This window comes from Aestuariivirga sp. (assembly GCF_020252395.1).
GTDB lineage: Bacteria > Pseudomonadota > Alphaproteobacteria > Rhizobiales > Aestuariivirgaceae > Aestuariivirga.
In genome coordinates this window covers 38,733-63,987 of sequence record NZ_JADCDB010000016.1, presented here as the reverse complement: position 1 = coordinate 63,987, position 25,255 = coordinate 38,733, and the positions used below count along the sequence as shown (strand labels likewise).

Sequence of the window (25,255 nt, the reverse complement as noted above, 5' to 3'; positions counted from 1 at the left end):
ATTTGCTAGCATGACCGCCATGAACGCGGGCCTCTTCTTCCTCGGCATCGACGGCGGCGGCAGCCGCTGCCGCGCGCGCATCAGGTCCGCTGACGGCACGGTGCTGGGCGAGGCGGTGGGCGGGGCCTCTAACATCTACCAGGACTTCACGGGCGCGCTCGCCACCATCATGGACACCTCGCGCGAGGCGGCAAAGCTGGCCGGACTTACGACCGGGCGCATCCATGCCGGCATGGGAATAGCCGGAATCGTGACCTCGGTGGGGGCCGGGAAGATCGTCGACGCCGCCCTGCCCTTTGCCAGCGTCACCGCCGACAATGATGCCTATGCGGCCTGCGTCGGCGCCTTCGGCGGCGGCGATGGCGGCATCGTGATCGCCGGCACCGGCTCGATCGGCTTCGCGCTGGTGGGGGCCGAGCGGCACATGGTGGGCGGCTGGGGATTTCAGCTGGGCGACCATGGCTCGGGCGCGTGGGTTGGGCACCACGCGGTTCGGCGCGCGGCGCTGGCGCTGGACGGCTTGCTGCAGCCGACGCGTTTGGTGACTGAGGTCTTGTCACGCACGGGGGCCAACCGGCTCGACCTGTCGCGCTGGCCGGAGCAGGCGAAGCCCAAGGATTATGCGCAGTTTGCACCGCTCGTCTTCGAATGCGCGGCACAGGGCGACGTGCAGGGCATGATGATCGTGATCGAGGGCGCGGCGGCGATCTCCAACCTCGGCCGCGCCCTGCTGGCGCGCGGCGCGCGCCACATCTGCCTGCTGGGCGGCTTGTCGAAGGTCTATCCGCCCTATCTCGATGCCGATGTGAAGCTGGCGCTGGCGGCGCCGCAGGCCGATGCCATCGACGGCGCCATCATGATGGCGAGGCGTGCGCGGGGCTTGCCGGAGCGCTGGTCATGAGCCTGATGGCGGCGGAGGCGGCGGAGGCGGCGCAATCGGTGGCACGCTTTCTCGACTTCAATGGGCGGGCGCTCGCCGAGCTCGGCGACAGGCTGCGGGGCGCATCGCCGCCGGTGGTGCTGACGTGCGCGCGCGGAAGCTCCGACAATGCGGCGGCCTATTTCAAGTATCTCTGCGAGATCATGACGGGTGTTCCCTGCGCATCGGTGGGAGCTTCGGTCGTGTCGGTCTACGGCGGCAGGTTGAAGGCCGAGGGCGCGCTGTGCCTGACCATCTCGCAGTCGGGCCAGAGCCCGGACATCGTGGCGCTGCAGCGGTCGGCGAAACAGGCTGGCGCCTTGACGGTGGCGCTGGTGAATGTGGAAGACTCGCCCGCCGCCCGCAATGCCGACATCTGCCTCGCGCTTCACGCAGGCGAGGAGAAGAGCGTGGCGGCGACCAAGAGCTTCATCGTGTCTTGTGCCGCAGCCGCAGCCATCGTGGCGCAGTGGTCGGGCGATGCTGCGCTTTTGGCGGCAGTGGAGAGACTGCCGCGGAGTCTCGACGCAGCGGTGCGCATCGCGTGGCCTGGCTTCACCAGCTTTGCGCGCGATGCCGTCTCGCTGTTCGTGCTGGGGCGCGGGCCTGCCTACCCCATCGCGCAGGAGACGGCGCTGAAGCTGAAGGAGACCTGCGCCATCCATGCCGAGGCCTATTCGGTGGCTGAGGTGATGCACGGCCCGTGGGAACTAATGGGCGCGGACTTCCCCGTGCTGATCTATGCGCCCGATGATGCAGCACGCGCCAACACGCGCGAGGCGGCGGCCAGGATGCGCGGCACCGGGGCCGACGTGAAGGTGGTGGGCGAGGCCCTGCCCTTCGCCGCCACGGGTCACCCGCTCTTGGACCCCATCAGCATGATCGCCACGGCCTATCTGCAGATCGAGCGGGTGGCGGTGACGCTGGGCCGCGACCCGGACCGGCCGCGCCTGCTCAAGAAAGTGACGGAGACGCTGTGATGGCCCTTGCCCTGACCGGCGCACGCATCTTCACCGGCGAGACGTTTCTCGACGGCCAGGCCGTGGTGATCGAGGGGCCGCGCATCGCGCGCGTGGTGCCCGCGGCGGAGATCGGCGCCGCCGAGCGCCGCGATCTCGGCGGCGGGCTGCTGGCGCCGGGCTTCATCGACGTTCAGGTGAATGGCGGGGGCGGCGCACTGCTGAACGACAATCCGAGCGTCGAGACGGTGCAGACGATCGCTACGTCACACCGGCGCTTCGGCACGGTGGGGATGCTTCCGACGGTCATTACCGATGCACCGCAGGTGATCGCCAAAGCGGTGGTGAGCGTGGCGCGTGCGATCGCCGAGGGTGTTCCCGGCGTGCTGGGCATCCACATCGAAGGGCCCTTCCTCGACGTGGCACGCAAGGGCGCGCACGCGGCACGCTTCATCCGCGAAATGGAAGAAGCGGATGCGGATACGATCGCCGGCTTTGCCATGTATTGTCCGGTGATGCTGACGCTGGCGCCGAACCGCGTGAAGCCAGAGCTGATACAGCGGCTCACGCAGGCGGGCGTGCTGGTGAGCCTCGGCCATTCCGACGCGAGCTATGCGGAGGCGCGGGCTGCACTGGATGCGGGGGCACGGTCCGTCACGCATCTCTATAACGCCATGAGCCAGATGACGGGGCGGGAGCCCGGGCTCGTCGGCGCGGCGCTGACGGATGCGGAGAGTTATGCCGGCATCATTGCCGACGGGCACCATGTGCATGATGCGGCGCTGAAGCTGGCCTTCGCGGCGAAGCCCTCCTCCCGCATGATGCTGATCACCGATGCCATGCCGGCGGCGGCGGGTGGGCCGGACCTTTTCGAACTTCAGGGCCGCACCGTGAGGCGCGAGAACGGCCGGCTGTCGTTGGCCGATGGCACGCTGGCTGGCTCCGGCCTGACCATGGATGCCGCGGTGCGCCATTGCGTGGAGGGGCTGGGGATGGAACTTGGGGCGGTCCTGCGCATGGCCTCGCTGAACCCGGCCTCGTTCCTGCGGTGCGAGCATGAGCTGGGGCGCATTGCGCCGGGCCATCTTGCCAGCCTGGTGCTGCTGGACGACAAACTGCATGTGACGCAAACGTGGATCAAAGGACAATGAAGACCATCAGGGTGCTCGTCGCCGGGCTCGGCAACATGGGGCTCAGCCATGCGCGGGCCTACAAAGCGATCAACGGCTTCGAGATCGCGGGGCTGTGCAGCCGCGGCATCGCCGGGCGGGACGACCTCAAGGCGGAATTTCCCGGCGTGCCGCAGTTCAACGATTATGCGGAAGCTTTGGCCACGCTGACGCCCGATGCGGTGTCGATCAACACCTGGCCCGACACGCACGCGGCCTATGCCCGCCTGGCGCTGGAAGCAGGCGCGCACGTCTTTATCGAGAAGCCGCTGGCCGACACGGTGGCGGAGGCACAGGAGATCGCGGCACTCGCCAAGCGCAAGCGCCTGAAGCTGGTGATCGGCTATATCCTGCGCGTGCACCCGTCCTGGGTGAAGTTCGTGGAGGTGGGGCGTTCGCTCGGCAAGCCGCTGGTGATGCGGATGAACCTCAACCAGCAGTCCTCCGGCGCGCAGTGGCAGGTGCACCGGCACCTCATGAATTCGATCAGCCCCATCGTCGACTGCGGCGTGCATTACGTCGACGTGATGTGCCAGGTGACGGGGGCAAAGCCCACGAGCGTGCATGCGGTGGGCGCACGGCTCACCTCCGAGATCGATGCGAAGATGTACAATTACGGCCACCTGCATGTGACCTTCGATGACGGCTCGGTGGGCTGGTACGAAGCCGGCTGGGGACCGATGATGAGCGAGACGGCTTTCTTCGTGAAGGACATGATCGGCCCCAGCGGCTCCGTCTCGATCGCCATGGAGGAATCGAAGACGCAATCGGCCGATGTCGACAGCCACACGAAGACATCCGCCCTGCGCCTGCACCATGGGCTGCTGAACCCCGAAGGACAGTTCGTGACGCCCGACGAGATCATCTCCATGGATGACGAGCCCGGCCACCAGGAACTGTGCAACCGGGAGCAAATGCTCTTCCTCGATGCAATCCGCAATGATCGCAATATGGACCGGCATGTCGAGGATGCCATCAGCTCGCTGCGGATCGTGCTGGCCGCCGACCACAGCGTCAGGACGGGCGAGGTGGTAAGGCTGTGAAGCTCATCGGCGCGGTGAGCGAGGGCAGCGGCGCCACCAACGAAGACGGCTTCGGCTGGCTCGGAACGCCTGACGATGTTTCGGCCGCGTGGATCCTCGATGGCGTCACGGGCATCAACAGGCAGAATTACCTTGGCGAAGGCACCGATGCGCGCTGGCTGGTCGCGAAGGCCCATGCACGGCTGGCGGAGCTTGCGGCGCGCGGCATGCCGCTCCCGTCGCTGCTGGAAGAGCTGGTGGCGGGGCTGATCCAAGATTTCGAGGAGGCTTCCGCCGGCAAGGCGATCCCGGCGGACTATGACCCACCCGCCGCCTGCCTCGTGCTGGTGAAGCGCTATGGCAATGATTGGCAGGCGCTGCGGCTCGGCGATAGCTGCCTGCTGGCGCGCGATGGCGCTGGCCAACACCGCGTCCATGCCGCCTCGCCCAACAATGTGCTGGACCGCTGGCTGACGCGCGAGGCGAAAAAGCGCCGCGACGCGGGGATGCTCGACATGAAGGCGCTGCTCGCCGAATTCGCGCCGCGAATCAAGCAAGGCCGGGCGCAGCGCAACCGGCCGGGGGGTTATTCGATCCTCGAAGCGCGTGCCGATGCCTTGGCGATGCCGGAGATCATCGATCTCGGGCGGCCCGACCGGATCCTGCTCTGCACGGACGGCTATTACCGGGCGGCCGATCATTATGGACTTCACGACGATGAAGGGCTGCTGGAGGCGAGCCTGCGCGGCGTCGACAAAGTGCTGGCCGCATTGCGCGCGGCGGAGGCGGGCGACCCGGACTGCTCACGCTATCCGCGCTTCAAGTCCGCGGATGACGCAACGGCCGTGATGCTGGCGCGATAGCGCATGTTCCAAGCCTCGATCTGGCCGAACATCTGACATTCATCGGGCAGATCGAGGACCGGCTGGTGGCCGTCCAGACATGCCTTGCAACGGCCACCAGCCCAAGGCTTCGCGGCCTTCATGAAGCCGAGATCCGCCGCCTGAGCAGGCTCTGCCCGATCAAGGGGATCGGCCTGCGCACGGCACTGGCCCCGTCGTCAGGCTGCCGGAACCCGGAAGCCTCAGCAGGGAGGAAGTCGCGGCCCTTACCGGCGTCGCCCCTCACGGCAGGGACAGCGGCAAGACCTCCGGCAAGCGCCCGGTGCAAAACGGCCGCGCCAGGCTGCGCAAGCGCATCTTCATGGCAGCCTTCGCCGCCACAAGCTGGAACCCCGGCATAAACGCCTTATACAACCGCCTCAGGGCAAAGCGAAAACACCGCCTCACAGCCCTCATCGCCGCAAGGCGGGACCCTCGCCAGGGTGCGGGTCCCGCCAACGGCGGCAGCAGAGGTCAAGAGACGAAGATTTCTGTGGATGGAACTCCTGCAAAGCTTTTCATTGCGGACGCGGCATCCGCCGGCACTTTCATTTGCGCGCGGCCCGGTCAAGGTTGCAGGCGTGGTCGAACAGCCGCCAGACGATTCCGCGCCCCTGCTAAACCGCGCCGAGCGGATTGGCGCGGCGGCCTTTGCGGCAGCGGTGGGCCTCGCCGTCACACTCGTGGCGCCGCCGCCGGCTGCGCTGGCCACTGCCGTGCTGGCCCTGCTGATGGGACTGATCACGCTGATCGACTTCCGGCACTTCATCATTCCCAATGCGCTGTCCTACCCCGCCGTGCCGCTGGGCATCGCTGCCAATGTTGCGGTGTTCCACCCCGGAGACTGGACGGCGGGGCTGACCGAGAGCCTGTTGGGCGCGGTGGTGGGGGGCAGCATCTTCTACCTGCTGCGCGCCCTGTGGTTCCGTTTGCGCGGCGTTGAGGGATTGGGACTGGGGGACGTGAAGCTGGCGGCCGTCGCAGGGGCATGGCTCGGACCTAGCTTGCTGCCCATGGCCTGCCTTGCCGCCTCTCTGGCGGGGCTGGGCGGCGCCATCGTGATGAGACTGATGGGACGCCGGGTCGGGATGAGCGACGAGATCCCGTTTGGCAGCTTCATTGCCCCGGTGATCCTGCTCCTGTGGATCGGGCGGCTCGCGCCGGACGTGCCATTCTGGTGAACCGCGAAACCCTTCATTAAGGGTTTGCTTACCGAATCGAAGCATAAGTTTCATCGATTATTAGGTTTTTCGACACCGGTCAGGGCCAATGGGCGCGGGCCGCAAGGAGTAACGCTTTGCCTCCGGCCGGCCTTCTTCAGGGACTGAGATCATGCGCATCCGGCCTTCGAGGCGCCACCCTGCTGGGATGTGCCGGGCTTCTGCTTGCATCCTGCCAGGCGCCCACGGCCCGGCTCGAAAGCACGAACCAGATCGATCTCACGGCAAGATCGCCGCAGAAAGTCACCACCCGTGGCGGTGGCCCGGTGATGAAGCCAGCCGCCCAGGCGGCGCGCTACGAGGTATTTCCTAGCGTCAGCCCCGCATCGGGTGACGACGGCAGCGAGCCGCCGGCAGGGGTGGGCGAGCAGGACGATGGCAAGTTCACCGTCAACCTAGACGGCGCCACGGTGGCCGAAGCGAGCAAGCTGATCCTGGGCGAGACGCTGGGCTACAACTACACCGTCGACCCCAGCCTGCAGGCGTCCATCACCATGGTGAGCAACAGGCCACTCAGCGCGCGCCAGCTGCTCGACACCTTCGAGGCGTCGCTCAAGATGGCGAATGGCGCGCTCGTCCAATCCGACGGCAACTTCAAGGTGGTGATGCTGCAGGCCTTGGAGAATGACGCCAACAACCTCGACATGGGCAAGGAGGTCTCCGCAGGCTATGGCGTGAGCGCGGTGCCGCTGCGCTATGTGGCGCCTTCGGCGATGGTCAACCTGCTCGACGGATTCATGCAGCAGCTGGGATCCGCCCGGGCATGGAATGCGGGCAACATGATCCTGATCCGCGGCCCCGCCTCGCAGCGCCGGTCACTGGTGGAGGTGGTGACCAACTTCGACGTCGACACCATGAAGAACCAGACCTTCGCCATGGCCACGCTCGAGAATGGCCGCGCCGAGGACATTTCCGCCCAGGTGATGAGGGTCTTCGCCCAAGATAATGCAAGCGCGGGGCCGAACGGCCTCAAAATCATTCCCGTGCCGAGCCTCAACAGCCTGATCATCATCGCCAACGACCAGGCCAAGGTGCGCCGCGCCATCACCTGGGTGAAGCGGCTCGACCGCGAAAACCTCGATGCGCCGAAGTCCTATGTCTATGCCGTGCAGAACGGCAATGCCACGGAGCTGGCGAAGATCCTCAACGCCACATACGGCACGGGGGGCGGGGGCGGCACGTCGGCGGAGGTGGCCCCCGACAGCCAGCAGATGAATGTTTCGATCGACAGCAGCGGCCAGGACCAGCAGGGACAGGATCAGCAGCCGAACGACATGGGCGGCATGGGCGGCGTGCCGCCCCAGCCGCCCATGCAACCGGGCCAGCCGGAAGGCGACCCCAACGCAACCTCCAGTACCGCGGAAACCCCGGCCTCGGGCTCCGCTAGCGCGAGCGGCGGCGGTTCGGGCTTCTCCGGCAACGGCATCCGCATCACGCCGATTGCGGCCAACAACACCCTGCTGATCCGCGCGTCGCCGAAGGACTACCGGGAGATCCTTTCGACCCTGGCACAGATCGACCAGCCTTCGACTCAGGTTCTGATCAGCACGACCATCGCCGAGGTGCAGCTGAACGACACCCTGCGCTATGGCGTGCAGGCCTATTTCGAGAGCGGCAACTTCAGCTTTATGTTGACCGACAAGACCTCCACCACGGGATCGGTGATCAGCCCCAAGCTGCCGGGCATGAACTTCGTGATGGGCGGCATCTCCAACCCGCAGCTGGTGGTGGACGCGCTGTCGAAGGTCACCAATGTGCGCATCGTCTCGTCGCCGTCGCTCCTCGTGATGGAGAACGAGACCGCCACCATCAAGGTGGGCGACCAGGTTCCGATCCAGACCCAGACGGAAACCACGCAGGGCGGCCAGACGGTGAATTCCTACGAATACCGCGACACCGGCGTGGTGCTGAAAGTGAAGCCGCGCGTCAACGCCAACGGCGCGGTGATGATCGACCTCGGCCAGGAGCTGTCCGCCGTGCAGCAGGAAACCGGCATCGGCGGGCAGCCGAAATTCACCCAGCGGACCATCAACAGCAAGGTTTCGGTGAACGACCAGCAGACGGTGCTGCTGGGCGGCCTCATCAACGGCACGGAGGACCGCAGCCGGGTGACCGTGCCGGGCGCCAACCAGCTGCCGCTGCTGGGCCGCCTGATCGGCACCACGGGCGGCATCGCCACGCGCAACGAAATGATCGTGTTCATCACACCCACCATCGTGCGCAATGGCGAGGAGGCCTCGCGCATGTCGCAGGACCTGCGCGCCAAGATGAAGAACCTCAACTTCGACTGAGGACCCGTCGCGCTAGCCTCCGGAGCCGGGCAGGAGGCGGGGGTCTGGCATGCCGCGGGACCGCCCCGGCTGTGGCATGGGAAGCGGCAGCGGCATTGGCATCGGCAGGGGCTGCGCCTGGCCCTGATCGGTCATGGCCGGGTCACTGGCCGGCTGGGCGGTGGTGGTGAACAGGCTGTAGGTAACGGCGTTCTCCGGCGTGCCGATCGCCACCGTGCGCTCTCCGATGTCGATGACGCTCCAACTGTCGACGCTTTCGCCCTTGCGCAGGTAAACGACATCGCCGCTCGAGGCAATGCGCAACGCCGCGATGCGGCCATCAGGCCCTGAGGCAACGCCCAGCAGCTGGTAATTCTCCGGCCCCGGACCCTGCACCGGCGGGGGCGGCGGAGGAGGCGGAGGAGGCGGCGGCGGCTCGGCCACCGGCGCCACCGGCATCGGCGGCTGCTCCGCCGGGCGCGGCTGGCGCGAGGGGTTGAAGAGCGGCCGGTCGACGATAGCCAGGAAGACCTTGGGATCGAGGCCCTGCAGCGGGTTCAGCTTCACGCCAGCGGCGCGCGGGCCCCCGGCGCTCAAGGCTGCGGAGTCACCGCCGCTGCCCGCTTGGAAATGGCCCAGATACTCATAGCCGAGGTAACCGCCAAGAAGGACGGCAACGGCCGTCAGCCCTGCCAGCCGCCTGTTCACGGTTGCACCCTCCATCCATAGGCCTCAATCCGCACCGTCATGCGCAGCGACTCGGACGGGTAGGGATCGCCCTCGCCCGCCCCGGCGGCGGGCTGTATCTCGAGGCCGGTCACGAACATCACCGGCAGGCGGGATTCGATGCCGGCGAGAAAATCCCGCAGCTGGCCGATGCTGCCTTCGGCATCCATGCTCAGGCGGTAGGGCGCTGAGCCCTCGCTGTCGCCCGGGTCGACGGGCTGCATGCGCTTGACCGCAAGGCCGGCGGCCGTGGCGGCGTCGCCGGCCACCGACTGGAACTCGGCGAAGGCGAGGCCCGGCGTTGCCCCTTCGAGGAACATCGGGGCCACGTCATCGGCGGCGGTGAGGCGCGTGGCGCCCTCGCGCACGGCCTTCGCCGTGCGGGCGGCAACCAGATCATGCCCGGACCGGGCCTCGGCCAGCCGCTCGGCCGCCTGGGCGTTCCATACCAAAAGCAGATAAGCGAGGACCACTGCCGCCAGCGCCGCGACGGCGAGAACGGCGACGCCCTTGCGCGCCTCGCCCGACAGGTTCTTGACGGTGGAAACGATCATCGGGCAGCGGCCCCCACGCCCGGTTCTGCCGCGTCGACAAGCGGGGGCGCTACCGCTATGACTGGCTCCATGCTGCCTGCACCGGTCCGATTACCCATGTCCGTCGCCTTCATGACTCTGGCGGTGTTGGCCGGCGCGCCAGCGGCGCGGGCGGAAACGCTCGATTGCCTGATCAGCCGCGGCAACCTGTGCTTCTCCACCGGCTGCACCAACAGCGGCAAGACCCAGCGCATGGTGCTGGACCTCGCCGCGGGCAGCTTCCGGCTGTGCCCCAACCGCTTCTCGGACCGCGATTGCAGCGAAGCGCCAATGCAGTTCGACATCCGCGACACGTCGATCGTGGGCATCAGCAAGGAGGGCCCGGAGATTTCCGCCCGCGCGGTGTTCATGAACCGGGTGACCGGGGCGCTCAGCACCTCGCTGCTGGCGGCCGGCATGTCGGCGGTCGATTTCGGCAGCTGCGAAATTCCGCGCTGACAGCGGCCCGCTCACGGCACGCCTCCGGGCGGCGGCGCCTTCGCGAGCGTTGCGACGAGGGAGAACACATCGGCATTGCTGTTCTGGTCGAGCTCGGTGGCGGCGGCAAAATTGACGCCCTCGAATTCGGGCGAGGCCTCAAGCAGCTGGATGAGATCTGGAACGCCGCTGCCCTGCCCCTTGATGGTGATCTGGTCGCCCTCGAGATCGAGCGACAGAAGGTGCACGTTGTCAGGCAGCAGCTTGGACAATTCGTTAAGGACGGCGACGGCGGACAGCCGGTCCTGCCGCGCCTGGAACAGGCGGTTGGCGGCGGACACCTGCGGAGTTTCGCCGGCGGGCGTCCCGCCCGGCTTCAGCGACCCCATAAGCGATGCGGTTTCCGCCTCGAGGCGGGTGGCCTCCGAAGACGTCCGGTAGATCCACAGCAGGCCGAGACCGGTGAGCAGCGCCAAAACCGCGGCGGCGGTCCGGGCCAGCCGCGCGGCGTGGGCGCGCGCCTCGCGGCGCACATCGTCACCACCCAGATCGATGGCCACCGGCTGGCCGTCCGGCAGCTGCACCGAGACGGCCTTCACCTCCACGCCCGCGCGGCGCAGCGTGGCGGCGAGATCTTCCAGAAGCGAGCGGCTTACCACCGCGACGTCGACGCGCACATGCTGCGGATCGCCGGCGATGGCGGAGGCGCGCATGCCGTGGAGACATTGCGCAAGCGGCCACGGGGCAAGGCTTTCGACCTTGTTTCGGACGATGGCGCGCAGCACGGCGTCGGGCTGCTGCGGCAGGACGATCTGCTGGCTGACCGACTGGTCGGCCGCGAAACTGAGCGCGGCCTGGGACCCCAGCCCCCGGGCGAGCTGGCGAATGATGTCCAGCAGGGCCGCCTGCGGGCGGCCCGCGGCGGACAGGAGCACCTCGGCAGCCCCACCCCGGTGGCGCAGCACCTCGAGGCCGCCTGCATGGACACGGATCTCCACCGCCGGTTGCTCGCCCGAGGCCCGGCGCAGCGCCAGTTCCTCGGCCAGCGCCAGCACCGGAGACCGCAGGCCGTTCCAGATGCTGGCGAAGGAGAGCGTGATGCTGCTGTCGTCCATCGTCATTCTTCCTCGAGCGCCAGCGTGCCGAAGGGCATCAGCGCCTGCGGCGTCAGGCGCACCACGGCGCGCGCCGCGCTGCCCGGCAGGATACCGGGGCCGCCATCGAGCTTGACCTCGATCATGAAGACGCGCGGCTGCCTCAGGCTCAACAGGCCCGGCAGCCGCTGGATCAGCTGCTGCAGCCGGCTGTCGTCCTTGCCTGCCCCCGTCTTGCCCGCCATCGCGATGTCCGAAATGTCCCTGTCCGTCAGACCCGGTATGGACTGCAGCACCTCATCGGGCGCTGCAAGCGGATTTATTTGCCCGGTGGGATTATAGACCGTGAGAAGCGACGCGAGCGTCTTCGCGTCGGCGGACTCGATGTCCAGCAGGGCGGGCATCTGGTCCAGCGACAGAAAGACGATAGGCACCGCCGGCGGCTTCGCCTCCTCGCTGCCGGGGGCGGCCGGGTTAGGGTTGCTGTTGGCGGGAGGCGGGCCCACGCCCGCATCGGGCGCGGCCTGCTTGCGGAGTTCCGCAATCTTGTCCGCCAGGCCATCCGCCGCCTTGCCGAGGCCGCCCATGCGGGCCACGGCCTCGATCAGCTGGGGGTCCGACCGGTTGAGGTCAGCAAGACCGCCGGCATCGCGCAGGCTGACGATGGCCGAGATCCCGTTGCCGAGATTGACCGGCTCGTTATCGCCCATGAACGACAGGCGCTCGGCTTCCGGGGCGGCGAGGATCAGCGCCTTGGCGGCCTCGATGCCGGAACGCAGGGCGAGATGCGAGGCGAGGCGGCGCTGCTCCAGCTGCTCGTTGCCGATTCCGGCGCGCGTCAGCGCGGCAGCCGCCACCACCATCACCGCCATCATGGCCACGGCGAGCAGCACCGCAATGAGGATGATGCCGCGTTCGCCGCCGGCCTGCCGCGCGCGGCTCATTGCGTGGCCTCAGCTTCGCCGCCGCCGCAGCGCGCGTCGCGGCTGCCGGCGCAATCGACCTCAGAATCGATGGCCAGCGATTGCACGAAGCCCGGCACGCGCAGCCGGCCGGTGGCGGTGTCGGTGACCGTCAGGCGGATCTGTTCGGGCATCGCCTCCACCGCCACCCAGCGGTCGCTCCATTGGCGCTGGCCGGAGCGCTGGGCGCGGTAGGCGAAAGCGATGTCAAAGGGGCCGGAAAGCAGGACCACGGGGTCGCGCCACTTCGGCAGCGCATTATCGCCACGCAGCGGAAACGGCGCGCGCTCGCGCAGCAGCACGCTCTGGCCATTCTTGCGGGCGATGCTGAGCCGCACCAGGTAAAGGCCGGCATCGGCGAGGGCGGCCTCCTCCCGCAGGGGATAGACCATGACGTTGCGGGCGCCGTCGAAGACATAGCCGTCGAACTGGTCCGGCGGGGCCGGACGCCGGATCTTGGCAATGCGCGCCACGTCGCGCCCGAAAATGCTGACAGCCGACCCGATCTCCGATTGTTCGCCGAGGCTGCGGCGCGTCCGGGCGGCGCCCTTGTCCACGGCCGACATCGCCATGTTGAGGGATACGAGGATGAGCGAGGCCAGAACCAGCGCTGCCAGCACCTCGACGAGCGTGAAGCCGGCCTCGCTGCGGCCTGAGGGCAGGCGCATCATCGGCTGAGCTTCAGCGCTGTGCCGGTGACCTGGCCGCCGCGGCCCCAGCCCACCGAGGCGGTGAGGCGGTACATGCGGTAGGGACCGTCGAGCTTGGCCGGCGCCGCCACGGGCTCGATCATCAGCTGCCAGCGGTAGGGTCCGGAATCGCCGGTGCGCCGGGCGGGCTCGGTCTGGGCGGCGGCCAGCTCGTCCTCGAGGATGGACTGCAGGATGATGCGGGCGCCCAGATGCTGATCGAGCGTGGACACGCCCTTCAGCGAGCTGCCGACGCCGCTGGTGAGCACCGCGATGGCGCTCGCCGCCACCGCGAGGGCGCACAGCACCTCGACCAGCGAAAACCCCGTCTCGCCTTTATAGCGCCTGGACATCGGCCCGGCCCGTCAGCCAGTTGATGCGAAGGTCATAGGTGCGGCCGCGGAAGCCGAAGGCGAGTTCGCCGCCGGTCGAGGCGCCGGATGGAAAGAAGCGGACGGCCGGGAGGCCGCCATCCTTGGGAACGGCGATCCGCGCATCGAGCGACAGGCCGCCCGGCATCACCAGCGAGCGGCCACCCGCCAGGCTGAGGCGGCGCGCCTTCACGTCGATCGTCACCGCCGTCGGGCTGCGGGTTTCGATGGCCTGGGTGCGCGCGTCGCGGAACAGCGCCTCGGCCTCGACCAGAAAGGAACGGGCCCGCGCCGACTCGAGGCTCGACTGGCCGATCGACATGACCGCCGTCGCCGACAGCGCCAGGATCACCAGCACCACCAGCAATTCGAGCAGGGTGAAACCTGCCTCTGTCTCAGTTCGAGATGTCGGCATTCTCGCCGGAGCCGCCTTCCTTGCCGTCAGCGCCCAGTGTCTTGATTTCGAAGGAACTGCCGTTCTGCCCGGACTGGTAGATGTAGGGGCGGCCCCACGGGTCCTGCGGCACGTCGGCCTTGGAGAGATAGGGCCCGTTCCAGCCCGCAACATTGCCGGGCGATTTCACCAGCGCGGCGAGCCCCTCGGTGGAGGTGGGATAGCGGCCGGCGTCGATGTGGAAAAGCTGAAGCGCCGTCACCATGCTTTCGATCTGGACTTGCGCCGTCTTGGCGCGCGAACTGCCAAGATAGCCGATGACGCGCGGACCGATGATCGAGGCCAGCAGCACGAGGATGACCAGCACCACAAGCAATTCGACGAGGGTGAAGCCTCCCTCGTCCTTTCTGCGCCGTGCCCGGTTGCGGAGCCGCTTCTGGATGGCGATCGAGATCATGACGAAACCCTGTTGCTATAGTGCCAGATCGTTGATGGAGATGACCGCGCTCATGAGCGAGGTGATGATGAAGCCGACGAAGACGCTGAGCCCCAGGATGATGACCGGGCCCAACAGCGATACGGTGCGGTCGGTCAGGCGGTCCAGCTCGTCGTCGAGAATGTCGGTGACGCGCAGCAGGCTGGGCGTGAGGTTGCCTGTCTCGGCGCCAACCTTGATCATGCGGGCGAGCAAGGGCGGCAGGATCTTCGAGCGTTCGAGCGGCTCCACGAAATCCTCGCCCCTGCGCAGCGCCACTTCCATCTGCTCCGCCGCGCCGAGGATGCGCCGGTCTGGACTGGTGGAGGCGATGAGCTTGAGGCTCGCCTGCAGGTTCATGCCCGCGGCGGAGAGCGTGCCGAGCAGCCGGCAGAACTGCGCCACCTCTGACTTCAGCAGCAGCTTGCCGAGCAGCGGCAGGCGCAGGGCGAGGTCGCGCATCAGGCGGGGAAGCGCGCTGCGGGTCCACAGATAGCCCATGGCCAGAACGGCGAGGGCGGCGGCGGCGGCGAGCGTGAGGCCGTTGGCGATGAGCCAGTCGGAGGCGTTGAGCACCATCTTCGCCGAATCGGGAATGGGGGCGCCGCTGCTCGAGATCATGTCCTTGATGCCGGGCACCACCGAGACCATGAGGAAAATGACGACTCCGATCGACAGCACCACCAGCATGACCGGATAGACCAGCGCCGAGGTGACCTTGCCGCGCACCTTCTGCTCGCGCTCGCGCGCGGTGGCCAGGCGGTCCAGCACCGGGCCCAGCGTGCCGGTCGCTTCGCCCACTTCGACCATCGAGAGATAGAAGGGCGGGAAGGCGCCTGTCTCCTCCAGCGCGTCATGAAAACTGCGGCCCTTGCGGATGGCGCCGCTCACATCGCCAAGCGCCGCGGCGAGCGGTTTAGAGAAGGTTTCGCCCGAGAGGATTTCGAGCGAGCGGTTGAGCGAGGTGCCAGCCTGCAGCAGCCAGGCGAGCTGCCGGGTGAAGCCGGTGAGCTCGGCGCGCGGAATGCGGCTGCCCGTGAAGCTCATGAAAGCGGTGGCGCCGCTGCCGTCATCCTCGCGGATGTCGATGGGGTGGAGGCCCTGTTCCGACAGGCGGCTGATGGCCAGAGAGCGGTCGGCGCCCTCGATGATCCCGGCCACCCTTTCGCCCGAGTCCCTGATCGCCGAATAGCGGAAGCTGGCCATCAATCCTCCGACGTCACGCGGCCGAGTTCCTCGATGGTGGTGAGGCCCTCGCGGCACTTGGCGAAGCCGTCAGCCATCATGCTCGGCGTGCCGGTCTTGCGCGCCGCATGGGCGATGACGTCGGCCGACACGCCCGGCTTGATGAGGCGGCGCACATGGTCGTCGATCACTAGGGCTTCGAAAATGGCGGCGCGGCCGGCAAAGCCGGTGTTGCCGCAATAGGTGCAGCCACAGGCTTTGTAGAGCGTGACGTTGCCATAGCCCGGGGCGCCGGCGCTTTCCGGCAATTGCGCGAGGAGCTCGTGCGGCGCCTCATAGGGCTCGCGGCAGTGGATGCACAACTTGCGCACCAGGCGCTGGGCGACGACGCATCGCAGCGTCGAGGCGATGAGATAGGCCTGAACGCCCAAGTCCAGCAGGCGCACCACCGCGCCCGCGGCGGAGTTGGTGTGCAGCGTCGTCAGCACGAGGTGGCCGGTCAAGGCGGCATTGACGCCGATGCTCGCCGTTTCCGAATCGCGCATTTCGCCGACCATGATGATGTCCGGGTCGAAGCGCAGCAGCGAGCGCAGCGTGCGGGCGAAGCTGAGCCCGATTTCGCTGTGGATCTGAATCTGGTTGACGCCCTCGACCTGGTATTCGACCGGGTCCTCGATGGTCACGATCTTGCGGCGCGGATCGTTGAGCACGCCGAGCACGGCGGCGAGCGTCGTCGTCTTGCCGCTGCCAGTGGGGCCCGTCACCACGATCATGCCATGGGCGTGCTGGATCTGCTGGCGGAGCTTGGCGAGATCGGGCGGCGACAGGCCGAGGCGGTTGATGTCAGGCGCCTGCGTGTTGGAGCTGAGGAAACGGATGGCGATCGATTCGCCATGGATCGTCGGCATGGTGGCGACACGGATGTCGTGCTCGCGCTCGGCGATGCGCAGCCGGGCGCGGCCGTCCTGCGGCAGGCGCTTTTCCGCGATGTTGAGGTTGGTGAGAATCTTGAGGCGCGAGACCGCGGCGCGGCCCAGCTCATTGCCCAGACGCTCGCGTTCTTCCAGCAACCCGTCGACGCGGTGGCGGACGATCACATAGCCGCGTGCAGGTTCGATGTGGAGGTCGGTGGCGCGCGCCGCCGAGGCTTCGCGGAACAGGCGGTTGACGAGATCGATGACCGGCGCGTCGAGGGCGAGGTCTTTCAGCGTGTCGTCATCGTCGCGGCCCGAGGGACCTGTCTGCCCGGCTGCGCCGCGGCCCTCGTCGAGGCGCTCGATGGCGGAGAGGATCTGGTTGTCGGTGCCGAGCGAGAGCGAGAGATCGAGCCCTGAGGCAAGCCGCAGCGCGTTGAGCGTCGCCTCGTCGGACGGGTCGCTGACGATCACCGACAGCCGGCCGCCGCCGGCCGCCGCCGGCAGCACGTGGCGCTCGCGCATGAAGCGCAGCGAGATCGCCTCCGGCAGCACGCGCTCGCTGGGCCAGGTGCGGGCAACGGGCAGATCGAACACCCGGCCCAGCTCGGTCGCCAGCACCTGCTGGTCAACCAGACCGTGGCGCAGCAGCAGACGGATTGCGGTGTCGCGGCCATCCGCCGCTTCGCCGAGAATCCGCGCCGCCTGCTCATCCGAGATGAGGGCCCGCTTCGAGAGATCGCTGAGAAGGTGTTTCACGGCAACACACTGTACAGGCGGACGCTTAACCGCACAACAAATGGTGGCTGCGCCGCCGGAGCCCAATCAGGCGGGTTGCGCCGGGCTGGGCGCCGCGCGCAGCGCCTCCGCCGTTTGCCGGACGATCCCGGCAATATGATGGAGCTGCCCGGCGAGCGGGCTCGACCGCCGCCAGATCATGCCGATGGTGCGGCGGGGCCGCGGCTCGGCGAAGCGCGACAGCGCCACGGCGGCCGAACGGGTCTCGACCGGGGCGGCCATTTCCGGGATGAAGGTGACGCCGATCCCCGCAGCCACCATCTGGACGAGGGTCGAGAGCGAGCTTGCCTCCAGCATTTCGCGCGGCTGCGCCGGGGCAATGTTGCAGAAGGCCAGCGCCTGTTCGCGGAAACAATGCCCCTCCTCCAGCAGCAGCAGCCGCATATCCTTCAGCATGTCAGCGCTGGGCAGCGGCTCGCTGGCCTGCTCCGGCGGCCGAACGAACAAGAATTCCTCAACAAACAGAGGGGCTTCAGAAAGCGACGGTTCGGAGACCGGCAGCGCCACGATGGCGGCATCGAGGCGGCCCTCGGAAAGCTCGCGCAGCAGCCTCGCGGTGAGGGTTTCGCGGACATGAATGTCGAGCCCGGGGAGAAGCCGGTTCAGACTGCCGACCAGCCCGGGCAGCAGATAGGGCGCGACGGTGGGGATGACCCCGATCCGCAGGCGGCCCGCGAACCAGCCCTTGGACGCGCGGGCAAGATCGCCCAGCTCATCCACGGCGCGCAGGATGCCGCGAACGCGGGGCGCGAAGTCCTCGCCGAAGCGGGTGAGGCGCACCTGGCGCGGGCTGCGCTCGAACAGGTCGGTCCCGAGCGACAGCTCCAATTCGCGGATCTGCAGCGAGAGGGCGGGCTGCGACACGGCACAGGCCTCCGCCGCACGGCCGAAGTGGCCATGCTGCGCCAGCGCTTCGAAATAGCGCAGCTGGCGGAGGGTCAGATTGTTCATAAGTTCTTCTAATCGTAACGATCAGGAAATTCAACTATTCCTAATCGTGGGCCTGTTGTAGAGAAGGTGCAGCACTGACACATGGCGCGGGCAAGAAGCGGTCCGATGCCGCGCATCGCACGTAAATTCTGTATCATTCGGAGAAAAATCATGGACAAGAAGGTTGCCGACACCGCCGCCCAGTGCCCGTTCCACGGCGCGCCGAAACACGCCACGTTCACCGGGCGCTCCAACGCCGACTGGTGGCCGAACCAGCTGAACCTCAAGATCCTGCACCAGAACTCCGCGCTGTCCAGCCCGCTGGACCCAGGCTTCAACTATGCCGAGGCCTTCAGCAAGATCGACTACGCCGCGCTGAAGAAGGACCTGGCCGCCTTGATGACCCAGTCGCAGGACTGGTGGCCGGCGGATTACGGCCACTATGGCCCGCTCTTCGTGCGCATGGCCTGGCATTCCGCCGGCACCTACCGAACGGGCGACGGCCGCGGCGGCGCGGGCAACGGCACGCAGCGCTTTGCACCATTGAACAGCTGGCCGGACAACACCAACCTCGACAAGGCCCGCCGCCTGCTGTGGCCGGTCAAACAGAAATACGGCAACCAGATCTCCTGGGCCGACCTGATGATCCTGGCCGGCAACGTCGCCATGGAGACCATGGGCTTCAAGACCTTCGGCTTCGGCGGCGGCCGCGCCGACGTGTGGGAGCCGGAGGAGGACATCTACTGGGGCAACGAGGACACCTGGCTGGGCGACAAGCGCTACAGCGGTGACCGCGAGCTCGAGAACCCGCTCGCCGCCGTGCAGATGGGCCTCATCTACGTGAACCCGGAAGGCCCCAACGGCAAGCCGGACCCGGTGGCCGCGGCCCGCGACATCCGCGAGACCTTCGCCCGCATGGCGATGAACGACGAAGAGACCGTGGCGCTGATCGCCGGCGGCCACACCTTCGGCAAGACCCACGGCGCGGGCCCTGCCACCAATGTGGGGCCTGAGCCCGAGGGTGCTGACATCACCGCACAGGGGCTCGGCTGGATGTCGAAGTACAAGAGCGGCAAGGGCGGGGATGCCATCACGTCGGGCCTCGAAGGTGCGTGGACCACGACGCCCACCCAGTGGAGCAACAACTACTTCCACAATCTCTTCGCCTATGACTGGGAGCTGACCAAGAGCCCGGCCGGAGCATGGCAGTGGAAGCCGAAGAATGCGGAAGCGCAGAATACGGTGCCCGATCCGTTCGACCCGTCAAAGCGCCACGCGCCGACCATGCTGACCACCGATATCGCGCTGAAGGCGGACCCCGCCTACGAGAAGATCTCGCGCTTCTTTCACAAGAACCCGGACACGTTCGCCGATGCCTACGCGCGCGCATGGTTTAAGCTCACCCATCGCGACATGGGCCCGAAGGTGCGCTACCTCGGACCGGAGGTGCCCGCCGAGGACCTGATCTGGCAGGACCCGCTGCCGGCGCGTGACTTCGACCTGATCGACGCTGCCGACGTTAAAGCGCTGAAGGCGAAGATCCTTGCCACGGACATCGGCATCGCCACCCTCGTCAACACGGCTTGGGCTTCGGCCGCCACCTTCCGTGGTTCCGACAAGCGCGGCGGCGCCAATGGCGCGCGTATCCGTCTTAGCCCCCAGAAGGACTGGGAAGTGAACCAGCCAGCGCAGCTCGCCAAGGTACTGGCGGCGCTCGAGGGCGTGCAGAAGGACTTCAACGCCGCGCAGACGGGCAAGAAGCGCGTGTCGCTCGCCGACCTTATCGTGCTCGGCGGTTCTGCCGCCATCGAGGAGGCCGCGAAGAAGGCCGGCCACAGCGTTGAAGTGCCCTTCACACCGGGCCGCGTCGACGCCACGCAGGCGCAGACCGACGTCGAGTCCTTCGGCGTGCTCGAGCCGACGGCGGACGGCTTCCGCAATTACCTCAAGACCAAGTACTCGCTCTCGGCCGAGGAACTGCTCGTCGACAAGGCGCAGCTCCTGACGCTGACCGCGCCGGAGATGACGGCCCTCGTCGGCGGGCTGCGCGTGCTCGACGCCAATTACGGCCATGCGCAGCACGGCGTGTTCACCACGCGCCCCGGGACGCTGAGCAACGACTTCTTCACCACGCTCCTCGACATGGGGCTGGAGTGGAAGGCGACGACGCCGGCCGAGGACGTGTTCGAGCTGCGTGACCGCAAGACGGGCGCGGTGAAGTGGACCGCGACGCGCATCGACCTCGTCTTCGGCTCCAACTCGCAACTGCGCGCGCTGGCCGAGGTCTATGGCCAGTCGGACGGCGAGGAGACTTTCGTCCGGGACTTCGTCAAGGCCTGGACCAAGGTGATGAATGCCGACCGCTTCGACGTGAAGTGAGCGAAACCTCATCTGCAGTGGCGGAAGGGCGGCGCAAGCCGCCCTTTTCGTTTGCCAGATCGCTCAGCCCTTCAGCGCCGCCACGCTCACGTCGCCATCGAAAAGATAGTGGTTGACCCGCTTCGCCGGCAGTTCGTTACGGTCATTATAGGCGGTCACCGAGCTGACGAGACCCATCTTCTGCATCTCTGCGATGATGAGATCGCGCTCGGCATTGGTGTCGGCGGCGGTGGCGTGGGTGATCTGGAAGGTAAGCCAGGCGAGCGAGAAGCCGGTGTCGCGCGTGGCCGCGCCCACCCACAGGGCCTGCTCGTCATCGGGTGCGCGGCCGGTGTTGAGCCAGAAGCCGGTCGTGCCCAGCGTCTTGTCGGCAAGGGCGCGGCTGATGCTCCAGAAACGCACGTGGTGGCGCTTGCGCGGGCTGCCGCCGATCACCTTCTGGAAGCCGATATCCTGGCCGCGGCCGAACAGGAACAGCGTGCTGAAGGGGGCGGAAGGATAGGCCTTGTTGAATACGAAGGCCCTGGCCATGCGCCACGAGCTGACAAGTCCCAGCGCATCGGCCTCGGTCCAGCCGATTTTCGCGAAGGCGGCGCGCAGCTGCGGCAGCGTGCCGATGAGCGCCAAGTTGACGGGATCGCCGGGCAGCCCGTCGCCTGTCGCCGTGTAGGCCGGAACGTTCTGGCGGTGAAGGAGCGTGACGCCCAGCCGGATGGCGCGCGGCAGGATGATGTAGGCGGCGATCCCATAGGTCACCGCAATGGCGAGAATCCACGGCAGCCGGTTGTCGGTGATGCGGAACACCACGTCGACGATGACCCAGACCGTCAGGATGCCGAGCAGGAAAACCAGACTGTGGCGCCAGAGCCGCTGCAGCAGTCTCATCGTTCAGGACTAATGGCGAAGCTGAGAGACATCATCGGACCGCAGCCACCTCCTCGAAGTCATCCGCCAGGGACATGCAAGACCCCCGGACCGGCGGATTGTTATTATTTCTTTTGCATATTAGCGGGTTGCGCCGGCAGTGACAATTGATGTTTCCGTTGGGTTGCGAAACTGGATATGCTGTCAGCGGATCGTCTTGTGACGGGAATGACCATGCTGACAGTTCCGGAGGAATTCCTCCTGCTCACCCTCAAAGATGAAGACGGCGGCTTCGTCGATATTCCGCTCGAATACCAGCGCGCCGGCTTCGTCGGCGCCGCGGTGATGGAGCTGGCGATCGAACGCCGCCTCGCCAATGACGCCACACGCGTGTGGATCGTGGACAAGACGCCGACCGGCAATGCGGCGCTCGATCCCGTGCTGGCGCGCATGGCGGCGGCGGATTTCGACAGCAACCCCGACAACCTCATCGACCAGCTGATCGAGCTTGGCGACACGGTGCGCGAGCAATCGCTGAAGCGGCTATGCGACAAGAAGGTGCTGGTCGAGACCGAAGGCCGCCTGCTGTGGTTTCTCAAGACCCGCCGCTACCCCACGGCCGACGGCAGGGAAATGCGCGAGGTGAAGCTGCGCCTGCTTGAGGTGCTGCTGCGCGACGGCGTGCCCAGCCCGCGCGACTGCTGCCTGATGTCGCTGGCCGAGACCTGCGGCATCATCAGCCAGATCGTGCCGCAGTCGGAGCTGAAGCTGGCGCGCGAACGCATCGATAAGTTCTCGCACACGGAACTCATCGGGCAGAACGTGAAACACTATGTGGAGATCTTCGAGCGCGCCATGGCGCTCGCCACGCCGGCCCATATGTAGGCGTCGCGGGAAGATTATCCTCGCCGGCTTGGCCTGACCCGATCAGAACACGCGGTGCGCGCCCAGGTCCTGCTCCGCCGCGCCCGCGGCTATCGCGGCATAATGGCCGCGCAGCGTATCGCTGCCGAAGGATGGCGTGGCATCGGCGTCGTAGCAGCCTCTTGTCTCATCCCACACCAGCATCGACTCGGTCGCATAGTAGCGGCCGATGCGGGCGAGCTCGGCCTTGGCGCGGAGCCTGGGCGAAAGGCGGCCCAGCGCCGAGAGCGTTGCAATGATGGCATCGAGCATGGCCACCGGCACCTGGCGGAAGCGGGGCTCTTGCCCCAGCAGCGCGAACAACCACTCACCCTGCTCGCGCGGTGTGATGGCGGGGCCTGGACCGCCGATGGGCAGGATGCCGCGCAAGGACGGGTCGCGCAGGCAGAGCGCCAGATAGCGGCCGAGATCGGCATCGCTGATGGGCTTCGTGGCCGTCAACCGGCCATCGCCGAACAGGAGGAAGGGCTTGCCCTTCCTGACTCGCGAAATCTGGCCCGACAGCGACTTGAAATAGGCGGTGGGACGGACGATCGAATGGGCGAGGCCTGACTCGATCAGTTCCGTCTCGAAGGCGAGCTTGGCGTGCTGGAAGGCGAGCTTCGGCTTCTGCACGCAGATCGCCGAGAGCAGCACCACGTGGCGCACGCCAGCACGCCGCGCTTCGGCAAGGGCCGTCACATGGGCCGCATGGTCGATGGCCCAGGCATCCTCCGGCGCGCCGCTGCGCGAGGCGAGGCAAGAGACCAGCACGTCGAAGCGCTCGCCGCGAAAGCCATGGCCGCGCAGGGAGCGGGCATCCGTCACCTGGCCTATTCGCAGCCCGGCGCCTTCCGGCAATCCTTCCGCACCGGGGCGCACGAAGCAGATGACCTCGTGGCCATCCTCCAGCAGGGCCCGGGCGGTGGCACGGCCGATGGCGCCGGTGGCGCCAAGCAGCATCACGCGCTGGGGAGTGTGCGAGGCGGCCCCGGTGCTGGTCATGGCGCGATAAGGGGGTCCGCTCAGGCCCCACTCAGGCGGCGCGGACGACCTGGCGGCTAGCGGCGCGCCGCATGACGGAATGGAGGACGCGGATGTGGTAGTTGAGCTCGTCCAGCGCCTCGAGGCCGATATAGCCGGTCGTGTCCTCGTCATGATTGCTGTAGCAGGCGCCCAGCACCACCGCGACGGAGTTCTCCGCTTCATCGAGCGCCGTTTGCCACGGCTGCGGGTTGACCTCGATCGCCTGCATGAAGCCTTCCGCCCAGTCGGCGGCAAAATAAAATCCACCGCCCGCATGCGGCAGGGTCGTGACGCTGAGGGGACGGTAGCCGTTGAGGCTGCGGCGCACCTGTTCCTCGAAGGCGAGGAGCTCATCCATGATGTTCTGTTCTTCCGCCTCGGTGTCGAACTCTGGCCTGTCGCCGGACCACACCCAGCTCGTCCAATGCCCCTCCGGCAAGGGACCTGCCATGGCCAGCGCCGTCAGGAAGCCGTGGAGGTCCGCCGGACCCATGGTCCAGGCCGGGGCCCTCCCCGATTCAATGTAGCGCCCGAACCACAGAAGCTGCGCGAGAAGTTGGTCTGACATGGGGCTGAACCGTCTTGGCTGTCGTCGGGAAAGGATTGCGCACCGTGGTTAAGATTGACTTACGCAAGATGCCCCGCCCGCCTGCATTCCGCTCGGGCGGAATCACCTGATCGATAAGAACATGCGCCAGATCAATAGCTTGAGCATGATCTTACCGCAAAAGTGGGTTCCACTTTTCCGGATCATGCTCACGCGGCCGGTTCGCCGGTCCGTGCTGGCCGGCCGGCGGTCCCGCCTTGCCGATCCACCGGGGCGGCCTTGCTCTGCCGCCATGCGGCCAGCAGTTCGAAGGCGACGGCGAGCAGCGTGGGACCAATGAACAGACCGAGGAAGCCGAAGGACACAAAGCCCCCGAACACACCGAGGATCACCAGCATCAGGGGCAGCTTGAGGCTGGAGCCGATGAGCAGCGGCTTCAGCAGATTGTCGCTGACGGTCACCATCAATCCCCAGCCCACCACGAACCAGAAGCCGGCGCCCATGCCGGAAGTGGAATAAATCCACCACGCCGCTCCGGCCCACACCACGTTGATGAGCACCGCGCCGAGCTGGCTGATGGCGAAGATCAGCGTGACGAAGCCAAGCGCCGCCGCGCCGGGAACGCCGGCGATGAGCAGCCCCACCGCCATCAGCAAGCCCTGGACCGCCGCCGTGCCCACGATGCCGTAGAACACGCCGCGGGTGGCGCCCGCCGCAACGCCGGTCAGTGCCGCGAGCTGCGGACCGCCCAGCCGCGCCAGACTGTCGCGCAGCACCGCGGCGATCCTGTCGCCGCGCGCCCAGAAGCTGGTGGCGACGATCAGCGCCACGGAAATGTCCAGGATGCTCGCGGCAAGGCCGAGCGCCGCCTCGGTGAGGAATTGCCGTAAAGGCTGTATATAGGACATCAGCATCGCCTTGGTCTCCGGCGTCTGGGCCAGCAGGCCATTCCACGTTTCGGCGATCTTGACGCCGGCCAGCGGCAGGCCGGTGAGCCAGCCAGGAAGCTGCGGCGCGGCGCTGATCCAGTCCATGCCCTGCTCGGCAAGCTGCTTGACGCCGAGCGCCAGGCCCGGCGCCATCAGCGCCACCGGCACCAGCACGAAGACCAGCAGCAAGGTGAGCATCAGCCCGGCGGCAACAGCGCCCGGGAGCCCCTTGCCCACCAGCCATGTCCGCAGCGGCCACGCCGCGACGGCCAGGATGGCGCCAAAGGCGAGCCCCAGCATGAAGGGCTTGAGCACCAGATAGACGCCGGCCAGCAGCAAGCTGAACAGCAGCAGAAGCGCGAACTTTTCCATCAGCGACGCGGTGCCGGCCGTCGCGGGCCGCGCATCGTCCGGCTCTTGCATCACCCTCGATCCTTCTGCGGTGCAGCCGCGCTATAGCACGCGGACGCCGCTGAGGGTACCGCCGGCCGCGTGGCGGCGGGCCTGCCGGCCCGCTTCAGGTTCCGCTGGGCGCAATGCCGGGCTTGACCAGCGCCGCCTTCAACGATTTGGCGCGAGCGAGCGGTAGTTTCTGGTTATAGCCGGGATCGCCGATCGC

At 67.3% G+C, this 25,255-nt stretch carries 25 protein-coding genes and 1 pseudogene; 11 read left to right on the top strand and 15 right to left on the bottom strand.

From position 1 onward, the window contains the following. The first annotated feature begins 10 nt into the window (after positions 1-10). From IOC82_RS08905 to gspD, 8 genes and pseudogenes are all read left to right on the top strand, one after another. Complete coding sequence (locus tag IOC82_RS08905; protein WP_290545827.1) at positions 11-901, top strand: BadF/BadG/BcrA/BcrD ATPase family protein; 891 nt, start codon at positions 11-13, stop codon at positions 899-901. Beyond that, positions 898-1,899: an SIS domain-containing protein gene (locus IOC82_RS08900; RefSeq protein ID WP_290545826.1), complete on the top strand. Its 1,002-nt coding sequence runs from the start codon at positions 898-900 to the stop codon at positions 1,897-1,899. Before IOC82_RS08905 ends, IOC82_RS08900 begins: the two co-directional genes overlap by 4 nt. Further along, the gene (nagA, locus tag IOC82_RS08895) at positions 1,899-3,029 is read left to right on the top strand and encodes an N-acetylglucosamine-6-phosphate deacetylase (protein WP_290545825.1); all 1,131 of its coding nucleotides are present in this window, start codon (positions 1,899-1,901) and stop codon (positions 3,027-3,029) included. The genes IOC82_RS08900 and nagA overlap by 1 nt, the downstream gene beginning before the upstream one ends. Next, the gene (locus IOC82_RS08890) at positions 3,026-4,090 is read left to right on the top strand and encodes a Gfo/Idh/MocA family oxidoreductase (RefSeq protein WP_290545824.1); all 1,065 of its coding nucleotides are present in this window, start codon (positions 3,026-3,028) and stop codon (positions 4,088-4,090) included. The genes nagA and IOC82_RS08890 overlap by 4 nt, the downstream gene beginning before the upstream one ends. Continuing rightward, on the top strand, positions 4,087-4,932 hold the full coding sequence (locus IOC82_RS08885; protein WP_290545823.1) for a protein phosphatase 2C domain-containing protein: 846 nt from the start codon (positions 4,087-4,089) through the stop codon (positions 4,930-4,932). The genes IOC82_RS08890 and IOC82_RS08885 overlap by 4 nt, the downstream gene beginning before the upstream one ends. A 151-nt stretch (positions 4,933-5,083) precedes the next feature. Beyond that, a pseudogene (locus tag IOC82_RS17155) lies at positions 5,084-5,311 on the top strand (transposase); the annotation flags it as partial. A 220-nt stretch (positions 5,312-5,531) separates the two neighbouring features. After that, positions 5,532-6,131: an A24 family peptidase gene (locus IOC82_RS08880; RefSeq protein WP_290545822.1), complete on the top strand. Its 600-nt coding sequence runs from the start codon at positions 5,532-5,534 to the stop codon at positions 6,129-6,131. Positions 6,132-6,439: 308 nt separating this feature from the next. Beyond that, a complete protein-coding gene (gspD, locus tag IOC82_RS08875; protein WP_290545821.1) occupies positions 6,440-8,461 on the top strand; it encodes a type II secretion system secretin GspD in 2,022 nt (673 codons plus the stop codon). A gap of 12 nt (positions 8,462-8,473) precedes the next feature. Here gspD and IOC82_RS08870 read toward each other — a convergent pair whose 3' ends face one another. Beyond that, on the bottom strand, positions 8,474-9,148 hold the full coding sequence (locus IOC82_RS08870) for a hypothetical protein (protein ID WP_290545820.1): 675 nt from the start codon (positions 9,146-9,148) through the stop codon (positions 8,474-8,476). Then, positions 9,145-9,720, bottom strand: coding sequence for a type II secretion system protein GspM (gene gspM / locus IOC82_RS08865; protein WP_290545819.1), 576 nt, complete (start codon positions 9,718-9,720; stop codon positions 9,145-9,147). Before gspM ends, IOC82_RS08870 begins: the two co-directional genes overlap by 4 nt. A gap of 96 nt (positions 9,721-9,816) precedes the next feature. On the opposite strand from gspM, the gene IOC82_RS08860 reads away from it, so the two are divergent. Further along, on the top strand, positions 9,817-10,197 hold the full coding sequence (locus IOC82_RS08860) for a hypothetical protein (RefSeq protein ID WP_290545818.1): 381 nt from the start codon (positions 9,817-9,819) through the stop codon (positions 10,195-10,197). Between the two features lie 11 nt (positions 10,198-10,208). Here the strand turns inward: IOC82_RS08860 and IOC82_RS08855 are convergent, their stop codons facing one another. The 9 genes from IOC82_RS08855 to IOC82_RS08815 form a co-directional block, all read right to left on the bottom strand. Then, entirely contained in the window at positions 10,209-11,291 is a 1,083-nt protein-coding gene (locus IOC82_RS08855) for a PilN domain-containing protein (protein ID WP_290545817.1), read from the bottom strand. A gap of 2 nt (positions 11,292-11,293) precedes the next feature. After that, a complete protein-coding gene (locus IOC82_RS08850; RefSeq protein ID WP_290545816.1) occupies positions 11,294-12,214 on the bottom strand; it encodes a hypothetical protein in 921 nt (306 codons plus the stop codon). Then, complete coding sequence (locus IOC82_RS08845; protein WP_290545815.1) at positions 12,211-12,903, bottom strand: prepilin-type N-terminal cleavage/methylation domain-containing protein; 693 nt, start codon at positions 12,901-12,903, stop codon at positions 12,211-12,213. The genes IOC82_RS08850 and IOC82_RS08845 overlap by 4 nt, the downstream gene beginning before the upstream one ends. Beyond that, on the bottom strand, positions 12,900-13,274 hold the full coding sequence (locus IOC82_RS08840) for a prepilin-type N-terminal cleavage/methylation domain-containing protein (RefSeq protein ID WP_290545814.1): 375 nt from the start codon (positions 13,272-13,274) through the stop codon (positions 12,900-12,902). The genes IOC82_RS08845 and IOC82_RS08840 overlap by 4 nt, the downstream gene beginning before the upstream one ends. Then, the gene (locus tag IOC82_RS08835; RefSeq protein ID WP_290545813.1) at positions 13,258-13,707 is read right to left on the bottom strand and encodes a GspH/FimT family pseudopilin; all 450 of its coding nucleotides are present in this window, start codon (positions 13,705-13,707) and stop codon (positions 13,258-13,260) included. Before IOC82_RS08835 ends, IOC82_RS08840 begins: the two co-directional genes overlap by 17 nt. Further along, positions 13,688-14,143, bottom strand: a complete 456-nt coding sequence (gene gspG, locus IOC82_RS08830; RefSeq protein WP_290545812.1) for a type II secretion system major pseudopilin GspG — start codon at positions 14,141-14,143, stop codon at positions 13,688-13,690. Before gspG ends, IOC82_RS08835 begins: the two co-directional genes overlap by 20 nt. A 15-nt stretch (positions 14,144-14,158) precedes the next feature. Beyond that, positions 14,159-15,367: a type II secretion system F family protein gene (locus IOC82_RS08825; protein ID WP_290545811.1), complete on the bottom strand. Its 1,209-nt coding sequence runs from the start codon at positions 15,365-15,367 to the stop codon at positions 14,159-14,161. Then, positions 15,367-17,019, bottom strand: a complete 1,653-nt coding sequence (locus IOC82_RS08820) for a GspE/PulE family protein (protein WP_290545810.1) — start codon at positions 17,017-17,019, stop codon at positions 15,367-15,369. The genes IOC82_RS08825 and IOC82_RS08820 overlap by 1 nt, the downstream gene beginning before the upstream one ends. A gap of 66 nt (positions 17,020-17,085) precedes the next feature. Beyond that, on the bottom strand, positions 17,086-18,009 hold the full coding sequence (locus IOC82_RS08815) for a hydrogen peroxide-inducible genes activator (protein ID WP_290545809.1): 924 nt from the start codon (positions 18,007-18,009) through the stop codon (positions 17,086-17,088). A 150-nt stretch (positions 18,010-18,159) separates the two neighbouring features. On the opposite strand from IOC82_RS08815, the gene katG reads away from it, so the two are divergent. Then, the gene (katG, locus tag IOC82_RS08810; RefSeq protein ID WP_290545808.1) at positions 18,160-20,367 is read left to right on the top strand and encodes a catalase/peroxidase HPI; all 2,208 of its coding nucleotides are present in this window, start codon (positions 18,160-18,162) and stop codon (positions 20,365-20,367) included. A 63-nt stretch (positions 20,368-20,430) separates the two neighbouring features. Here the strand turns inward: katG and IOC82_RS08805 are convergent, their stop codons facing one another. Continuing rightward, positions 20,431-21,252: an LssY C-terminal domain-containing protein gene (locus tag IOC82_RS08805; protein ID WP_290545807.1), complete on the bottom strand. Its 822-nt coding sequence runs from the start codon at positions 21,250-21,252 to the stop codon at positions 20,431-20,433. A 213-nt stretch (positions 21,253-21,465) separates the two neighbouring features. On the opposite strand from IOC82_RS08805, the gene IOC82_RS08800 reads away from it, so the two are divergent. Next, positions 21,466-22,116, top strand: coding sequence for a GPP34 family phosphoprotein (locus tag IOC82_RS08800; RefSeq protein ID WP_290545806.1), 651 nt, complete (start codon positions 21,466-21,468; stop codon positions 22,114-22,116). A 42-nt stretch (positions 22,117-22,158) separates the two neighbouring features. Here IOC82_RS08800 and IOC82_RS08795 read toward each other — a convergent pair whose 3' ends face one another. From IOC82_RS08795 to IOC82_RS08785, 3 genes are all read right to left on the bottom strand, one after another. Beyond that, positions 22,159-23,139 (bottom strand): NAD(P)H-binding protein, encoded by a 981-nt coding sequence (locus IOC82_RS08795; protein WP_290545805.1) that lies wholly within the window; start codon positions 23,137-23,139, stop codon positions 22,159-22,161. Positions 23,140-23,170: 31 nt separating this feature from the next. After that, on the bottom strand, positions 23,171-23,728 hold the full coding sequence (locus tag IOC82_RS08790) for a UPF0149 family protein (RefSeq protein WP_290545804.1): 558 nt from the start codon (positions 23,726-23,728) through the stop codon (positions 23,171-23,173). A gap of 188 nt (positions 23,729-23,916) precedes the next feature. Beyond that, positions 23,917-25,059 carry an AI-2E family transporter gene (locus IOC82_RS08785; protein ID WP_290545803.1) on the bottom strand — a complete coding sequence of 381 codons (1,143 nt, stop codon included), beginning with the start codon at positions 25,057-25,059 and terminating at the stop codon, positions 23,917-23,919. Positions 25,060-25,255 lie beyond the last annotated feature (196 nt).

Excerpts from the sequence above, each read along its gene's own strand:
- IOC82_RS08840 (WP_290545814.1), bottom strand. The coding sequence starts at position 13,274 with ATGTCCAGGCGCTATAAAGGCGAGACGGGGTTTTCGCTGGTCGAGGTG.
- IOC82_RS08800 (WP_290545806.1), top strand. The coding sequence starts at position 21,466 with ATGCTGACAGTTCCGGAGGAATTCCTCCTGCTCACCCTCAAAGATGAA.
- gspM (WP_290545819.1), bottom strand. The coding sequence starts at position 9,720 with ATGATCGTTTCCACCGTCAAGAACCTGTCGGGCGAGGCGCGCAAGGGC.
- IOC82_RS08825 (WP_290545811.1), bottom strand. The coding sequence starts at position 15,367 with ATGGCCAGCTTCCGCTATTCGGCGATCAGGGACTCGGGCGAAAGGGTG.
- IOC82_RS08785 (WP_290545803.1), bottom strand. The coding sequence starts at position 25,059 with ATGCAAGAGCCGGACGATGCGCGGCCCGCGACGGCCGGCACCGCGTCG.
- IOC82_RS08845 (WP_290545815.1), bottom strand. The coding sequence starts at position 12,903 with ATGATGCGCCTGCCCTCAGGCCGCAGCGAGGCCGGCTTCACGCTCGTC.
- nagA (WP_290545825.1), top strand. The coding sequence starts at position 1,899 with ATGGCCCTTGCCCTGACCGGCGCACGCATCTTCACCGGCGAGACGTTT.
- IOC82_RS08905 (WP_290545827.1), top strand. The coding sequence starts at position 11 with ATGACCGCCATGAACGCGGGCCTCTTCTTCCTCGGCATCGACGGCGGC.
- IOC82_RS08860 (WP_290545818.1), top strand. The coding sequence starts at position 9,817 with ATGTCCGTCGCCTTCATGACTCTGGCGGTGTTGGCCGGCGCGCCAGCG.
- IOC82_RS08900 (WP_290545826.1), top strand. The coding sequence starts at position 898 with ATGAGCCTGATGGCGGCGGAGGCGGCGGAGGCGGCGCAATCGGTGGCA.
- IOC82_RS08795 (WP_290545805.1), bottom strand. The coding sequence starts at position 23,139 with ATGACCAGCACCGGGGCCGCCTCGCACACTCCCCAGCGCGTGATGCTG.
- IOC82_RS08805 (WP_290545807.1), bottom strand. The coding sequence starts at position 21,252 with ATGAGACTGCTGCAGCGGCTCTGGCGCCACAGTCTGGTTTTCCTGCTC.
- gspG (WP_290545812.1), bottom strand. The coding sequence starts at position 14,143 with ATGATCTCGATCGCCATCCAGAAGCGGCTCCGCAACCGGGCACGGCGC.
- IOC82_RS08850 (WP_290545816.1), bottom strand. The coding sequence starts at position 12,214 with ATGAGCCGCGCGCGGCAGGCCGGCGGCGAACGCGGCATCATCCTCATT.
- IOC82_RS08890 (WP_290545824.1), top strand. The coding sequence starts at position 3,026 with ATGAAGACCATCAGGGTGCTCGTCGCCGGGCTCGGCAACATGGGGCTC.
- IOC82_RS08815 (WP_290545809.1), bottom strand. The coding sequence starts at position 18,009 with ATGAACAATCTGACCCTCCGCCAGCTGCGCTATTTCGAAGCGCTGGCG.
- IOC82_RS08790 (WP_290545804.1), bottom strand. The coding sequence starts at position 23,728 with ATGTCAGACCAACTTCTCGCGCAGCTTCTGTGGTTCGGGCGCTACATT.
- IOC82_RS08835 (WP_290545813.1), bottom strand. The coding sequence starts at position 13,707 with ATGCCGACATCTCGAACTGAGACAGAGGCAGGTTTCACCCTGCTCGAA.
- katG (WP_290545808.1), top strand. The coding sequence starts at position 18,160 with ATGGACAAGAAGGTTGCCGACACCGCCGCCCAGTGCCCGTTCCACGGC.
- gspD (WP_290545821.1), top strand. The coding sequence starts at position 6,440 with ATGAAGCCAGCCGCCCAGGCGGCGCGCTACGAGGTATTTCCTAGCGTC.
- IOC82_RS08855 (WP_290545817.1), bottom strand. The coding sequence starts at position 11,291 with ATGGACGACAGCAGCATCACGCTCTCCTTCGCCAGCATCTGGAACGGC.